This window comes from Chryseobacterium aquifrigidense, from assembly GCF_006716485.1.
GTDB lineage: Bacteria > Bacteroidota > Bacteroidia > Flavobacteriales > Weeksellaceae > Chryseobacterium > Chryseobacterium vietnamense.
The window spans coordinates 111818-127231 of the sequence record NZ_VFPD01000002.1; the positions used below are offsets into that span (position 1 = coordinate 111818).

The following is a 15414-nucleotide window of genomic DNA, read 5'->3' on the forward strand; positions in this document are numbered from 1 at the left end:
TTTATTATATCATAAGAACCTATTTGGTATAAAAATTTGCAAAAGGTGAAAGCGATTTATTTTTTGATTAATGTAACATTATCGGGATAGATTTTGTCTTTTTGTAGTATATGAAGAACAATTTTACGAGGAAGCAAAGAAATTAATATTCTTACTGATTCTAAATAGGAAAATCTGATTTGAATCATAGATTAAAAAAAAATTAAACACTATTACATAAATATATATTTAATAATTTTGTAACATAAAATTTATAAAATGGGAATTATTTTAAAGCCTATAGATATTGTAGATGACATTTCAAAAGAAGAATTCTACGAAAAATATCTGAAGCCAAGAAGGCCCGTTGTCATCAGGAATATGGCAAAAAAATGGCCTGCTTATCAAAAATGGACGATGGAATATATGAAGGAAGTTGTAGGAGATGTGGAGGTCCCGCTATATGACAGCTCAAAGGCAGATCCATCTGCTCCCATTAATGCATCAGCAGCAAAAATGAAGTTTGGAGATTATATAGATCTTATTCAGCGAGAGCCTACTGATCTTAGAATTTTTCTCTTCGACCCGATAAAATATGCCCCGAAACTTTTAGAAGATTATATTTCTCCCAAAGAATTAATGGGCGGCTTCCTTGATAAGTACCCGAATATGTTTTTTGGCGGAAAAGGATCGGTAACGTTCCTTCACTTTGATATTGATATGGCTCATATTTTCCATACTCACTTTAATGGAAGAAAGCATATTCTTCTTTTTGATTATAAATGGAGAGAAAGACTTTATCAGATTCCTTATGCAACCTATGCACTGGAAGATTATGATATTGAAAATCCTGATTTCACAAAATTCCCGGCACTGGATGGTGTAGAAGGAATTGAATGTTATCTTGAACACGGAGATACATTGTTCATGCCTACCGGATGGTGGCACTGGATGAAATACCTGGACGGAAGTTTCTCAATTTCTTTAAGAGCATGGGACAAATCATGGGCAGTAAAGGCACATTCTCTGTGGAATCTTACTGTACAGCGCAAGTTTGATGATATTATGAAGTCCAATTTCAAAAAGAGCTACATGGACTGGAAAGAGAAAATGGCAGTTAAAAGAGCAGAAATAGCGTTGAAAAGAGGCTTACCAAGATAATAAAAAGGCGTTTCGATGGAAACGCCTTTTTTAGTTTAATTATTTAGTATCAACAACTTACAACACCCTATAAACCGGATACTGCCTGAAAGTTTTTTCCTCAAAATAAGGAGAATGTCTGTAGATCCAATCCAGTTGTGCAGTTCCATCCTCAGATAATTTTTTATCAGATGCCTTCGCTGCTTCAAATGCTTCTTTCAGTTTTTTATCCTTTTTAAGGAGTTCAGCAGCTGTATCTTCAAAAATATAAGCGGAATAGTATTCTTTCTGAGCCAGAATTCCATCAAAGAAATTCCAATTGAAGAATGAATCTAATGCTTCAGGTTCAAGCGTTTCAATAATATATTTTACTCCAAGCTGATGGGTAGAAACCAGATAATCTCCGGCAGCAAATGTTATATTCTTCTGAGAATTGTCAACCACTGTTTCAAAATGCATGTAATGTCCTTCATAAGGGTTTTTAACGGTTTTAAAATCTTTAATTTTATAGGACTCAACAGACAAAGTACTGTCTTTCTGTATCTGACTCATCTGAATATTGTTTCTTTTCAATTCTTCAATCACGCGGTACTGCGATTGTGGAATGACATAATACTTCGGAATGGTAATGTATCCCGTTGGAACAGCTGTTGTAAAGAGTTTTATATTCTTAGTAAAAGGCTTGCTTCTGTCATAATACAGCCTTGGTTTTCCTGAAACTTCACTGGGTTTATATTTTCCTTCGTAGCCTTTAAAATCCATCGTAGAGAATTTTGTGGAGTCTATTTTCCAACGGATTCCGTACTGTTTTCCGGCTTGATATTGTTTTAAATTTTCAATGCGGAGCTGCTTTATTTTATGATAATCTTTATCTAAATTCTGAAGGTTAACCAGCATATATTTGTAGGTAGCATCTACTCTTTTGTCGTAAGGTTTCAGCATATGGGTTTCTGGAACCGTTCCTAAGGTGTTGAAGAGAGAAGTGTATCCCGTAGAGTATCTGGGAGAGTCTTCAAAGGAGGCAAATCCTACTTCCGGAACGTCTCCGTGAATGTTCACATAAGGCGTACTTTCATAGCCTAATTTCTTCATATCTTCAAGATTTTTCGCCTGATAATCATTGTAGAAATAGTTTCCCAGGGTATTTCCCAGGCGTTCTTTAAAGGTAGAAATATAGGTAAATGTATATTGATAATCTGCTCCGTTGCTGACATGATTATCAATAAAAACATCAGGTTTCAGCCAGTGATAGATTTCCTGGAAACTTCTTGCATTTTTGGAATCTGCCTTGATAAAATCCCTGTTCAGGTCGTAATTCCTTGCATTTCCTCTGAAACCATACTGTTCAGGTCCATTTTGATTGGCTCTGGAATAAGATCCTCTGTTCAGCATTCCGCTCACATTATAGGCTGAAATGGCCGCGATAATAAAGTTTTGAGGAGTTTTAATTTTTTTGGCGGCAAGATCTCTCATCAGCATCATGGTAGCATCTATTCCATCCGGTTCTCCCGGGTGAATTCCGTTGTTCACAAAGATAATGGCTTTGTCCTTTCTTAATTTTTCAAGATCTTTTTCAGGGAAAGGATTATAAACGACCACATAGATAGGTTTTCCGTTGTCATCTTCTCCTTTTTTAAGGTATTGAATGGTATTGAAATTTTTAGCCAGATTCTCGTAATAGCTGTTCATTTCACTGTAGGTAACGGTTTGGTTTCCATTCCCTTTTTCAAAAGGGGTCTGAAATGATTTTTGAGCCAGGACCAAGGTAGAACTAAGGGTGAATAAAAGATATTTAAGTTTCATTAAAGTCATATTTTCAGACTTTAAAATTAATCATCTTTTGTGAAACGGGGATGTGATGGCAGTTAAATTGTAAAAGGTGAAATTATTTTAAAAGAGAAACCTAACAGGTTTTAAAAACCTGTTAGGTTTGTTCTCGGTAGTATTAATTTCTTCCATTTTCTTCAGGATATAAGGAGGGAAGCGGATCGCTTTGCCAGAATTCTTTAGTATCAATATCCATGATGGATAAGGCTCCGGTATAAGCTGCTCCGGTATCCATATTCCAGATATTGGCTTTGTTCGCCGGAATTGTAATTCCAATATCAAGAGTTGGCGTATGTCCGATGAATATTTCTTTATATAAAAGCAGCCTTTTTGGATAAAGCGCTGAGTTTCTCTGCAATTTTTTATCCATTGCTACAGCTGTTTCCCAGAGAGTTCTGTCCCAACGGTAATTACTGGAATACACTTCTTTTTCAGGGCCGTGCATGGAAGCATATCCGGCATGAATAAACAGTCGGTTCTGATCGTCGATATGATAGTTTTTCATCCTTTGAAAAAATTCAAGGTGAAGATCCAGATCTTCAGGAAGATATTTTTTGTAGCTCTCTACAGTACTTTTTCCTCCGTTGAAAAGCCAAACATCGGGACTTTTGCCTGATGTTAACCAGTCTTCACACCATGCATCGTGGTTTCCCTTGATGAAAATACATTCCTGCTTTTCGGAGAGTTCGATTAAGAATTGTATAATTTCGGAAGATTCACTCCATCCATCTACGTAATCTCCCAGGAAGATCAGTTCATCGTCGGCTGTCACTGCTGCTCTTTCAAGAACCTGCTGTAAGGCTTTAAATCCTCCGTGAATGTCTCCTATTACTAATGTTCTTTTCATTTACTTAGAAATATATTTTGCGTCCACAAAATCTGTTAGCCAAACCCCGTTTGCCGACTGGTAGAAAGATAATCCATCCTGATGCATGGTTCCGGTTCTGATGGTCAGAATCAAAGGTTTGCCGTGTCTCATCCCGACCTTTGCAGCAGTCTCTTTATCAGCACTTAAGTGTACATGCTGACGGGTTCTTTTTTCAATTCCTTTTTCCAAAATGGATGAGATATTGGCTTCTGCAGTTCCGTGATAAAGAAATTCAGGAGGCTGTTTGGCTTCCAACGCCAGGTCGATATCAACAGAATGTCCCTGGTTTGCTCTGATCATGGTTTTATCTTCATTAAAAGCAAAACGCTTTTTATTATTGGTTTCTACTACCTCATCTAATTCTTCGGGAGTAAAATATATTCTTTTCCTGGCTGACTTTTCCCTCAGCTCTTCCACATCTGCCCACCCGTTTTCATCCAGCTTCAGCCCTATGCTTTCCGGCTGGTGGCGCAAGATCAGGCTTAAAAATTTACTTATTTTTTTCTTTTCTATTTCGTTCATGGTTTGTGTCTTAATTTTTCAATAAGATTTCTAATGGTAAAATAATCCTGAGCTATTTGATCATAAACTGATCTTTCATTTTCGGATATTCCTGCAAGAATTCTTTTCTGCTCATAATAACTGTGTTCAAAATCTTCATCGATGGCATCTTTTTTATCTTCCAATTCTAAATACAATCTGATAACCTCATCGTCAAGACTATACGAAAGCAATTGCTCTTTTATATAGTTATTCCAAAAAGAATCCTCTTCATATTGTTCCTTTTTCAATTCAGCAATTTTATTTTTACTTTCGTCCGTTATCAGCTTATCGTTCAGTTTTCTCCATAACAGATCTTCAATAATTCCTTCTCCAAATTCTCCACGGTTTACCAAATATTGCGGATCATAAGTCTTTAGATGCTGTAGGAAATTTTCATTTTTATTCGGATAAATAAATATGTTCCGAAGATACATTCCTAAGCCGAAAAGCCCTCCCAGCTCATCAAACTTTAAAGCGAGTGATTGATTCCTGATTCCATTGATATTATCTTCATTCAGTTCTTCATTTATTAAAAAATCAACGGCTTCTTCAACTGTATTTATTTTTGATCGCTTTTCATCATAGTACTGGATTGAAATTTCTTCTTCAGTTGATTCGGATGTACCATTTTCATAATCAATCTGCTTTTCAAAATAATCATAAGGAATAATTTCTCTGTTGTTGGTATGCAGATATGTCTTTAGTCTGAATTCAAAGAACCTTTTTTCTTTCTCCAATATTCTTACACTCTCCTGGCTGATATTCAAGTTCTTTCCTGCAATTCCAATGATCTTAATCTTATCTTCAATCAAAGAATTCATCTTATCCAGATCCTCAGTATTTTCAATCACTAATTGTTCCTCATCAGATGCCGTAAGATGAGATATTTTTTCCTTCTCTGTGTCAAACTGTACAAGAAATTGCAAATGTTTTCCGGTACTTTCCGGGATCTTTTTAATATAAAAATGCAGTGGAAAGCAGGCCAGAAATTTTTTAAACTTTCCCTTCTCAATTTCCAACAGTTCTTGTTCTGAAATAAATGTATACAGTTTGATCAATGTTGTCCAGTTTTTTTAGCGAGTTTCTCACACAATGCTTCAATATCATCCTTTCGCACCAACTCAGCAATCCATTCTTCAGGAATATTTTCATATCCATAATAAATTCCGGCAATTCCTCCGGTGATAGCTCCTGTGGTATCTGTATCTTCTCCGAGATTAACCGCTTTTAGAACGGCTTCAGAATAGCTTTCTGAGTTGAGAAAACACCATATAGAAGCTTCCAGGCTGTGAAGGACATAGCCAGAAGAACTTATTTCCTCCTCCTGCAATGTATGCAAAGAAGCCAAATCATATTCTCCTATTTTTAATTCTAAAATCCGATGAAATTTATCCATTTCATTTTGTGAACAAATAGGATTACAATCCAAAAATTCCCGAACTGTTTTCTGCATTATCCTATATGCTTCCCATTTATCTTTTCCTTTTAGAATTTCTGAAGCAAATTCCAAATAAATAAAACAGGCTAAAATTGCACGGATATGTCCATGTGTAATAGAAGAAACTTCTTTTATAATATCAAAGCGCTTCTCAATAGGAAAATCTTTGATGTAAAATAATAATGGCATGATTCGCATTAAAGAGCCATTTCCATTATCGAATTCCGAATTGCCACCGCACAAAGTAGGAGAAACACCTTTTCCTATTTTATAAATTGCTTGTGAAGTTGCAATACCCATATCAAAAACCTTTCCATGAGGGGTCCAAATTTCTGCATTGTACCATTGCAAAAACTTCAGAGCCATATTTTCGAGGTTATACCCGTTACACAAACTATCTGCAAGACATAATGTCAAAGACCCGTCATCACTCCATGTTCCTGCAGGCTGATGATGAGTTCCTAAAGCACGCATTTTAGTAACAGGCGAACGCTTAAGTTGTTCTCTACTTCTAAATTCTACAGGAACACCAAGGGCGTCTCCTATGCAAACGCCCATGATTCCTGCTTTTACTTTATTTTTCATCAGGCAAGATTCACCAATTTATCAAATAATAATTTCATTCCCTGAGTTGCAGTTTCTTTCATTACTACGGCTCTTTGTCCATAGCCAAACCCAGTTTCATTAGGATTAATGACAATTAAAAGACAGTCGTCTTTGATATCATGAATCAGTCCTGCTGCCGGATAAACCTGCAGAGAAGTTCCGATAACCAACAGAATATCTGATTCTTTCACAATTTCTCTTGCCGTCTGATATAAAGGGACATCTTCTCCGAACCAAACGATAAAAGGTCTTAATTGCGCCCCATCTTCTGCTTTGTCACCGATATTGATGTCCTCTTTTTGGTCATAAATCAGATTTTTATTATTGCATGAGCATGATTTGAACAGTTCTCCGTGAATATGAAGGATATTGGTAGATCCAGCTCTTTCGTGAAGATCGTCAATATTCTGGGTAATGATCTGAACATCAAAATATTTTTCCAGTTCTGCCAATAAGTGATGCGCCTCGTTGGGCTGTACTTCATGCAGCTGACGTCTTCTCTGGTTGTAAAATTCCAGCACCAGAGCTCTGTCTTTTTTCCAGCCTTCCGGACTTGCCACATCCGTTACATTATGATTTTCCCAAAGACCGTCCCCGTCTCTGAAGGTTTTTATTCCGCTTTCGGCACTGATTCCTGCGCCGCTTAATATGGTTAGTTTTTTCATGGGTTTTTAATTTTTTCTCTTAACATTTGGAAGGCAACAATAATCAACAATATTATTACAATAGGAGAAAACAGAACTCCTAAAAGGATATTTCTTACTATTATAAATTGCTTTGCTCCAAATTTCTCTTCTGTTTTATAGTTGATAAAATCTACGAAATTTTCTTTATTCGTAAGCTCTTTATTATATCCCTGCCAGTCATAATTTGTGATGAAGTCTCCAAAAATATAAAGATCAGGAGATTTTGGATCAGATAAATTGAAAAAGTAAAAGGTTTCAAAATCCTGTCCAACCAGAGGTTGATAATCAATATTATACTGGAAACAAAACAGATCTTCGTCATCCAATATGTTTCTTCTCTGCAGCGCTTCTTTTAGTTGTATTTGATATTGTTTCAGCTTTACAATATCATATTCTACGGGGAAGACATTTGACCTTTTACCTGCATATTGAATATAGTAAATATAATTTTCAGGAAACTGCAGATTCAATTCTTTCTGAAGAAAAGCAACCTCTTCATTTGTTAGTCCAATATTAGGATCTTCAGGTTGATCTACGAATCTGAAATTATATTTTTTCACAACTGTAAAAGACCTTTATAAATCATTTCATTTTCATCATCAAAGCAAACAAATATAACTTTCTCAATGATATCTGACTTAAAATTTCTTACCTCATCTACAGCAATTTTTCCTGCCAGTTCTTTTGGAAATCTATAAACTCCCGTACTGATATTAGGAAAAGCAATGGTTTTCATACCAAGGTTTTCAGCTAACTTCAAAGAATTATGATAACAGTCTGCAAGAAGTCTTGATTCTTTCTCTTCATGACCATTCCAAACCGGGCCTACCGTATGAATAACATACTTTGCCGGAAGATTTCCAGCAGTAGTTACGACAGCTTCACCAGTATTGCACTTTCCCTGTCTGTTTCTAATTGCTCTGCATTCTTCCAATATCTCAGAACCTCCTGCACGATGAATGGCTCCATCAACTCCACCTCCACCAAGTAAAGATGAGTTGGCAGCATTGACAATAGCATCTGCCTGGATCTTTGTGATGTCTCCTTTTATTAGTTCAATTTTCATTGTAGATTCAATTTTTTATTTAAAACTTCATCAAATAATAAAGGTCTTTCTTCAGGAACAATCAGATTATTCAAATTATCGTTTAAAACGACTTGGTATTGCTCTTTCACAAAATCTGAAATATTTTCAATTAAAATAATATCATCTTTGGCAAAAGAACGGATGAATTCATTTCGTAGACCTATTTGTATTGCTCTCCGTTCCAGTTTATTCCCAAATGGGTCATGATCAGGATCCCACTGCAATCTCACCGACGATTCTTTCACCTGATCCTGCCATTCTTCTCTTGAGATTCCAAGCTTTTTATTGTAAGAAGAATATACTGCATTTTCCAGATATTTTCTGAATGCATCTTTTTTCAAATGAATTCCCAAAACGCATTCCTGACCTTCTTTTCTTCCCCAACCATTACGATACATCATCCAAAGGAAATTAGGTTTTATCCAGGTCATTCTTTCGAGACTGAAACCTCCGCCAAAGAATTGATTTTTAATTGCAAAATCTCCTATTTCTTTTCTATAGGATTGATAGACAACAATTTTTTCATCATCATATTGAGCCATAATATGATGATCTTGTTCAGGCCACTCTTGAAGTTGTTCTTTATATTTTTTTAATTTGATTTCCACCTTTATATTTTATAATTATTTATTCCTGAAGATCATTTCTTTTTCTCCATGACATTTCTTTTATTTTATGATACTGTGGCTCCTATTCTGTAAGCCAATTCCTTTGACAAAGGATAGTTTTTTTCTACAGGCAGCAGTTTCTTCGCCTTGTCGAATTCTCCCGATTTGGTAAGATTCAGGATTTTCTTAACCAAAGGAGAATAATCCTCTATTTTTACAATCCACTCTTCATTGAATTCCTCAATCAGGGATCGGCTGATTCCAACCTGAATGGAACGGTAATTCAGTTTTGTTCCTTTAATATTCCTTTCAGGATCCCACTGCACATATATTTCGGCATTTTCAAAATCTGTCTCCCAATTTCGGGGATCGGGATATACTCTTTTTTCAGGTGAAGTAAGAATCGCTTTACCTAAGGCCTTCTCCCATGCTTCTCTTTTAATATGAATGGCCAGGGTACATTCCTGATTGGATTTCTGCCCATAGTTGCTGCGTTCCATCATCCAGAGAAAAGAAGGCTTTATCCAGGTCATTCTGTTGAATGAAAAAGGAGCTGTAAATTTCTGATTCTCTATGGCTGATTTTGCGATTGCTTTATTATAAGCCTGGTATACTATCAGCGTATCAGTTTTATAGTCTGCTCTTATTTCAAATTCTTTCATTGCTTGTTCATTTTATTTCTTTAAGCATTAGGGCAAGTAGCATATCCCTTTATATACTGTATAGTTTTCATGGTTATTTACTTTTATTCATCATCAATATCATCGTCTCCACTCCAAATAAAATTAACATTTTTAAGTACAGGATTTAAAGAATCCGCTTAAAATCTTTTGAATAAGGAGAATACGATCCATATACAGCATCAAATTCCACATCAAGAATTTCTACTTTAAATTTCACGTCAATCTGATCCAGGCAGGTGATAATAAGATTCTTTTTAGCCGGAAATACATAAGCTCCGTCCACTTTCAAGGCATAGTTAAGCAGTTTATAATCTATATCTCCTGTTCTGAGTTCCTTCTGATATTCATTAAATGTACAGGTTTCTTCTTCATTATTTTTCAGATACATTGCTTTTTCATTGCTCATCCAGCCGTTTCCATGACGGGTTGAATAGCTTCTGGTGACATAATACATCTCAATATCTTCAATTTTTAAAAGCTTACAGATTTCGCAGGCATTTTTTGAAGTGGTATGCGCATAGGTCACATTGGGAAAAACGCCATGATCCATATCAAGTAAAACTCCCTGACTTCCTTCAAAAATAAGGTGATCAAACGAAGCCAGGTAGTTATAATCATTTATTTTCCAATCAATTCTATCAATAGCTTCTAAAAACGGCTGTAAAAGTTCACTGACCACATTTTCATCTCCAAAACCATAGTAATAAGCAATTCCTTTCAGCTTTTCTATCAGCATTTCTCTGGGCGCCATCAGGTCTGCAGCAAATAGTTTATAAGGACTTTCGTGTCTTTTCATGGTGGCTCCAATTCCTTTTCCACAGGTTCCATGTTCCAGATTTCTCGCATTATTCCTGTTCTGCCATACATCAAAAGGCGTGGTAACCTTCGCCAGTGGATGAATATGCAGCTCTACATTTCCGTTCTTTGCTTTTAATTCTTCTCTTTCATTAAGCAGAAAAACAGGATGAATAGTACAATGCTCAGTAAAATAAGAAGGCAGACCGCGAAGAGCTCCACTCGCAAAACTTGAATGTACGTGCTTCCTTTCATCAATCATCACCGTGTGGGCAGCCTGCTGTCCACCTGAAAATCTGATCACAACAGCCTCCGGATTCTGAGAAGCCAGAAAATCTGTGGTAATTCCTTTTCCTTCATCACCAAAACCTAGTCCTATTACTATCTGCGCCTTTTTCATGACTTTTTATTTTAAAAATTTGCTGTCATCATTTGCGTTTTTAATTTTCCTGATGATACCTGCTCTGTTTTAAAGCATTTTAAATTGATCCAATCCTTCTGTTCCTGTTGTCCCAAAGGTTTGATTTTTAAACTTATCACAGATAATTCTTTTGATAACGTTGGGAATTTCTCTGTGATCTTCTATCGAGATACAGTTTTGTCCTAATAATTCTTTCCATCCTCTGTCTGCTCTCAATGCCTGATCTGAGTGCAGAACACTGATATGGTATACTTCGTATTTTTTCTTTGCTTCTTCCAGCAATTCAAAATGAGTATACGTTTGCTGTCCCTTTCCCATAATTTCTCTGATTGCAGATGCGGAAAGTGTTTTTAAACAAGGCTCATCGCCTACAGTAAACAGTAATCCTTTCTGTCCTCTTTTTTCAAAAGCATCGGTTCTGGTGTGGAATGCGGCAAAATACCATGCTAAAAGATAGCTTTCACCAGCATTTCCGCCGCCTCCGGATTCAATATAGGTTCGGGTAAGCCACATATCCAGTTCTGCATCTCCTGATTCGAACTGTCCCACCTGAAGCGGATAGCCATCACATTCATGATCTCCGATTCCAAGGAATAATAAGGCCGGATCGGGGACGCCTCCCTGGATAATTCCTCCCATCAGTTTAGGCAATCCATCTCTGATCAGTTCGTGCGGAATATGTCCCATACTTCCTGTAACATCCAATCCTAAAATAATTGGTACTGAATGAGGATGAACTTCTGAATCTCTGGATTCTCTGAAAGAAATTCCGTGAGGATTCATAGATTCATGAGCCATTCTTTTGGCGTTCTGGATGAAAATTTCCCCTGCAGATTTTGTTCCATAACCTGCTTTTCTTGCTCTGTCATACCGAGCGTCTAAATCGTATCTTGTACTTCCCATGACTATAGTGTTTTTCCAAATAAATATTCAAATCTCTTTCGGGTTACTTCGAGCTGAATATTCAGATTTCTGATTGTTAATGATAATTCCATGTCTTTCTGAACAAATGCTTCAGGATTAAAATCCGCAAAAGTCAGGCTGTTTCTATCTAAAGGACTGATATCAATAAGCCCTTCCTGCTCGCGCTCAAGTCTTTTGATTTTTAATTCGATATCTTCGACTCTGCGTCTGTAAATCAGTTCGGAATCGGCTCCGATGATTCTTGCACGGTCTTCTCTGATCTGATCATTATTTCTTTGTAATGATTTGATAAATCTGGGTTTTAATTCATCTTCCATGATCAATATTTATTTGTGTTGATATTACGCTAATTAAACAGGACATAGCAATGCCATTCTTTTTTATGATTAACTTATTTCTCAGTATACATTACATCCGTTCTCAATACCTATTTCTGTCCGCTAATCAGGGACTTGTCTTTGTGTCTCAGAGGTGCTTTAATTTCTTAATTGATCTCTTACTTCCATCAAAGCAAATCCTAAAAGATTTTCTCCGTTCCATAATAAAGGATTTTCTGCTCTGCTGTCCGTTTCCAGCATTCCGATACCCCAGATTCTGTCATAAGGGCTTGCTTCTACCAGTACTTTATCTCCGGTTGACAAGAGAAATTCTTTAAATTTCTGATTTTGAGAGAATTTTAAAAGGTTCCCCTGGGTTACCAATTCATATTTATGCTCATTCCAAAGTTTAGGATCAAAGTTTTTTACTTTTCGTCCTAAAGCTTTTGCCTGGTTAGGAGTAGCAGCCTTTAAGATCTCTTCTTCGGTTTCAAGATCATTAAATAATCGTGCTTTTCCGGCCATCATATAATGTTCTGCAGTTTTATACATAATCCCGTTTTCTTCAAATTTTCCGGGAAACCATTGACTGAAACATGATTTGGTTACAATATCCTTTGCTGTGTGCCCCCAGAAAAAGAGAAATTTTATCCTTTCTTTCTTTTGAAATCTTTCTGTAATATTCTGTATGGTGTATTTCATGATTGCGTTATTTTGACACAAATTTAAATGAATATGATTTTATTAACCAAATTTATTTGCGTTAATTTTACACTAATAAATATAATTAATTGATTTACAGAGATAAAAATTTATTTTTATAAAACACGAATAGAACAAATTTTAATCATAAATGACACAAATCTGATAGGTTTCAGCTAAAGCTAATGGAATTCGATTACAAAAATGAATACAACGACAATGTCATTCTAAACACCAACTCAAAGTCTACGAACACATTTATAAGGTTAATAATATGACCTTTGATACAAGCATTCTTTATTGAACAAATCTTTATAGATATTTATTAGAACCAAGAATTGTGCTCTAATTATTTGTGCACATTAGTGACACATTATTCGTGAAATTTGTGTTTAGATATAACTATTTAATTTCAAAATAAAAACCCTGCTCTTCAAGTTCTTTATATTTTTCTTTATTGAAAGTAAAAAGTTTTCCTGGCCTTCCGCTGCCTTCTTTTTTAACATTGTTGGTTTCGTTAAGCAAGCCATAGCTCATGATTTTCTTACGGAAATTTCTTCTGTCTATCTCCTGGCCGACAATGGTTTTATATAGGTTTTCAAGGTCTGAAAAAGGGAATTCTTCATTGAGAAGATTGAAACCGATCGGCTGATACTGAATTTTGGTACGGAGTCTTTTTAACGCAGTCTCAATAATGGTTTTGTGATCAAATGCCAACGAAGGGAGTTTATTAATACTGAACCATTGTGCATCTTCAGCATCAGAGTCTGCAAACAGTTCATGATAGGAAGGGTTAACAAGTCCTAAATAAGCGACAGAAATCACTCTGTTTCTCGGATCACGACCGAGATTACCAAAAGTATAGAGTTGTTCTAAAAAATCGGGCTTTATGCCGGCTTCCTCGTAAAGTTCTCTTTTTACCGCATCATCTACGCTTTCATCATCGAGAACCAGTCCTCCCGGTAGTGCCCAGCCACCTTTAAAAGGCTCAATATTTCTTTTAATCAGAAGGATCTGCAGATCTCTTTTATCAAAATATCCGAAGATAACGGCATCAACAGCCACTTTAATATCCTGTAGTTTTTTTGGAGACTCCATAAATTGATTTGCGTTACGAATACACAAAGTTACAATTTATGACTGTATTAAAAAAAAATTTAGTTATTATAAAAGTTCTTATCTTTAATTTATCATTCTAACCATCTTAAAACTAAATTATTATGAAAAATTTATTAACAATTCTTTCTGCAGCATTTTTATTAATTGCTTGTGAGAAAGGAAAAACAACTGCAGCCAATGGCACCGATAAAGCAGATTCCACGGTTGCAAATTCTGAATGGAAACCCGTGGATTCAGCAACAGCTATGAAAGCCTGGACGGCGTATTCCACTCCGGGAGAAATGCAGAAAATGCTTGCAAAATCTGACGGAACCTGGACAGGAGAAACGACAATGTGGATGGAAAACGGAGCCAAACCTATGATGAGTAAATCCGAGGCTACCAATAAAATGATGTTTGGCGGACGTTACCAGATTACTAATCACAAAGGCGACTTTATGGGAATGCCTTTTGAAGGGATGAGCATCGTAGGATATGACAACACAAAGAAGAAGTTTGTCAGTACATGGATAGACAATATGGGAACCGGAATCATGCATTCAGAAGGTGACTGGAATCCTTCCACCAAGTCAGTTGAATTCAAAGGAAAAATGACAGATCCTTCAAGGCCTGGAAAGGATTGTGATTTCAGAGAAGTATTCACCTTTATAGATGACAACACTCAAAAACTGGAAATGTACGGTCCTGATTCTAAGACGGGAAAAGAATACAAAACAATGGAAATAAATTATACCCGTAAAAAATAAATCCATAAAAAAACGCTTCTAATGAAGCGTTTTTTTATAAATTATTTCTTAAACGGTTTTTTAGTCTGTTTTAAAACTTTCTTCTCATCACCATCTAATTTCCTTTGTAACTTTTTGACATCCTCTGCTGGAGGTAAATCCTCCGGGATTATTCCTCTGTTTGTCAGCATATCTCTAACCGCAAAATTATTATCTATATGTTCTTCCTCTATATTTACTTGTCCTTTTAAATTTTTATTTTGAACATTTAAACCTGTCATTTCAGCGGCAAGATCTTTAGCTTTAATACTAATTGTAGGTAAAAAGTCTGCTATAGGTCTGCTTTCAGGAACTCCCATTTTTTTCTTTAACATTTGTGTATTTAAGCGGAAAAGTGCCTGATTTCCTTTACTACTTATAACAGCAAATCCTTGGCTATCAACTCCTCTTTCATATAAAATTCCTGAAAGTTGTTTCTCAGTCTGACTTAATTTTTTGCGAGCTTTGATTCTTTCATATTCTAACAGTCTCTGTTCCACCAATTCAGCTCTTCTAGTTTGAACAGCAAAATAGTTTTGTGCAAAAGATATTTCCTGTTTTCTACTATCCCCGTTTTGTGCGATTAAGTAACAGCCATATCTTGTTAGCAAGATATCATCTATTTCTTTCTCTGCTCCTTTAGGCATTTGTATCGTTTTCCTGACATCAGGAAAATGATACTCAATTAACTCTCCAACGTTTTTGCAAGCATCTTTTGCTTTTATAATTACTTTTTCAAAGTTTTCCCACTTACTATATCCCAATAGTATTTGTAAATTTCTTGCACTCCAGCATTCTATTCCCTCTAGTTCAGATGCGGCTTCTTCAAATTTATAGAATAAATCTTTTATTTCTTCTGATTTCATTTAATAATGTGTTTTTATAAATGTACAAAAAAAACCGCTTC

General features: G+C 35.8%; 18 protein-coding genes. 2 read left to right on the plus strand and 16 right to left on the minus strand.

Features of this window, described 5'->3' with window-relative positions; all coding sequences use genetic code 11:
• Window positions 1–258: 258 nt before the first annotated feature.
• On the plus strand, window positions 259–1140 hold the full coding sequence (locus FB551_RS15595; RefSeq protein WP_142018173.1) for a cupin-like domain-containing protein: 882 nt from the start codon (window positions 259–261) through the stop codon (window positions 1138–1140).
• Between the two features lie 57 nt (window positions 1141–1197).
• On the opposite strand, the gene FB551_RS15600 is transcribed toward FB551_RS15595, so the two are convergent.
• The 15 genes from FB551_RS15600 to FB551_RS15670 all read right to left on the minus strand — a co-directional run bounded on the left by FB551_RS15600 (window position 1198) and on the right by FB551_RS15670 (window position 13722).
• Complete coding sequence (locus FB551_RS15600; protein WP_142018174.1) at window positions 1198–2922, minus strand: M14 family metallopeptidase; 1725 nt, start codon at window positions 2920–2922, stop codon at window positions 1198–1200.
• Window positions 2923–3064: 142 nt separating this feature from the next.
• Window positions 3065–3793, minus strand: coding sequence for a metallophosphoesterase family protein (locus FB551_RS15605; RefSeq protein WP_142018175.1), 729 nt, complete (start codon window positions 3791–3793; stop codon window positions 3065–3067).
• The gene (locus FB551_RS15610) at window positions 3794–4336 is read right to left on the minus strand and encodes an RNA 2'-phosphotransferase (RefSeq protein ID WP_142018176.1); all 543 of its coding nucleotides are present in this window, start codon (window positions 4334–4336) and stop codon (window positions 3794–3796) included.
• Complete coding sequence (locus FB551_RS15615; RefSeq protein ID WP_142018177.1) at window positions 4333–5415, minus strand: hypothetical protein; 1083 nt, start codon at window positions 5413–5415, stop codon at window positions 4333–4335. The genes FB551_RS15610 and FB551_RS15615 overlap by 4 nt, the downstream gene beginning before the upstream one ends.
• Entirely contained in the window at window positions 5412–6380 is a 969-nt protein-coding gene (locus FB551_RS15620; protein ID WP_142018178.1) for an ADP-ribosylglycohydrolase family protein, read from the minus strand. Before FB551_RS15620 ends, FB551_RS15615 begins: the two co-directional genes overlap by 4 nt.
• Window positions 6380–7066, minus strand: coding sequence for an SIR2 family NAD-dependent protein deacylase (locus FB551_RS15625; RefSeq protein ID WP_142018179.1), 687 nt, complete (start codon window positions 7064–7066; stop codon window positions 6380–6382). Before FB551_RS15625 ends, FB551_RS15620 begins: the two co-directional genes overlap by 1 nt.
• Complete coding sequence (locus FB551_RS15630) at window positions 7063–7647, minus strand: hypothetical protein (protein ID WP_142018180.1); 585 nt, start codon at window positions 7645–7647, stop codon at window positions 7063–7065. Before FB551_RS15630 ends, FB551_RS15625 begins: the two co-directional genes overlap by 4 nt.
• On the minus strand, window positions 7644–8153 hold the full coding sequence (locus tag FB551_RS15635; RefSeq protein WP_142018181.1) for an O-acetyl-ADP-ribose deacetylase: 510 nt from the start codon (window positions 8151–8153) through the stop codon (window positions 7644–7646). Before FB551_RS15635 ends, FB551_RS15630 begins: the two co-directional genes overlap by 4 nt.
• Entirely contained in the window at window positions 8150–8782 is a 633-nt protein-coding gene (locus FB551_RS15640; protein ID WP_142018182.1) for a DUF4291 domain-containing protein, read from the minus strand. The genes FB551_RS15635 and FB551_RS15640 overlap by 4 nt, the downstream gene beginning before the upstream one ends.
• Window positions 8783–8847: 65 nt before the next feature.
• The gene (locus tag FB551_RS15645) at window positions 8848–9444 is read right to left on the minus strand and encodes a DUF4291 domain-containing protein (protein ID WP_142018183.1); all 597 of its coding nucleotides are present in this window, start codon (window positions 9442–9444) and stop codon (window positions 8848–8850) included.
• Window positions 9445–9589: 145 nt separating this feature from the next.
• On the minus strand, window positions 9590–10660 hold the full coding sequence (locus tag FB551_RS15650) for an adenylosuccinate synthetase (RefSeq protein WP_142018184.1): 1071 nt from the start codon (window positions 10658–10660) through the stop codon (window positions 9590–9592).
• 69 nt (window positions 10661–10729) lie between these two features.
• The gene (locus FB551_RS15655) at window positions 10730–11584 is read right to left on the minus strand and encodes a hypothetical protein (RefSeq protein WP_142018185.1); all 855 of its coding nucleotides are present in this window, start codon (window positions 11582–11584) and stop codon (window positions 10730–10732) included.
• Between the two features lie 2 nt (window positions 11585–11586).
• Window positions 11587–11922: a hypothetical protein gene (locus FB551_RS15660; RefSeq protein ID WP_142018186.1), complete on the minus strand. Its 336-nt coding sequence runs from the start codon at window positions 11920–11922 to the stop codon at window positions 11587–11589.
• Window positions 11923–12081: 159 nt separating this feature from the next.
• Window positions 12082–12624, minus strand: coding sequence for an NADAR family protein (locus FB551_RS15665; RefSeq protein WP_142018187.1), 543 nt, complete (start codon window positions 12622–12624; stop codon window positions 12082–12084).
• 402 nt (window positions 12625–13026) lie between these two features.
• On the minus strand, window positions 13027–13722 hold the full coding sequence (locus tag FB551_RS15670; RefSeq protein ID WP_142018188.1) for an NUDIX hydrolase: 696 nt from the start codon (window positions 13720–13722) through the stop codon (window positions 13027–13029).
• 122 nt (window positions 13723–13844) lie between these two features.
• On the opposite strand from FB551_RS15670, the gene FB551_RS15675 reads away from it, so the two are divergent.
• A complete protein-coding gene (locus FB551_RS15675; protein ID WP_142018189.1) occupies window positions 13845–14489 on the plus strand; it encodes a DUF1579 domain-containing protein in 645 nt (214 codons plus the stop codon).
• A 41-nt stretch (window positions 14490–14530) separates the two neighbouring features.
• On the opposite strand, the gene dinD is transcribed toward FB551_RS15675, so the two are convergent.
• Window positions 14531–15373 carry a DNA damage-inducible protein D gene (gene dinD / locus FB551_RS15680; protein ID WP_142018190.1) on the minus strand — a complete coding sequence of 281 codons (843 nt, stop codon included), beginning with the start codon at window positions 15371–15373 and terminating at the stop codon, window positions 14531–14533.
• Window positions 15374–15414: the final 41 nt, after the last annotated feature.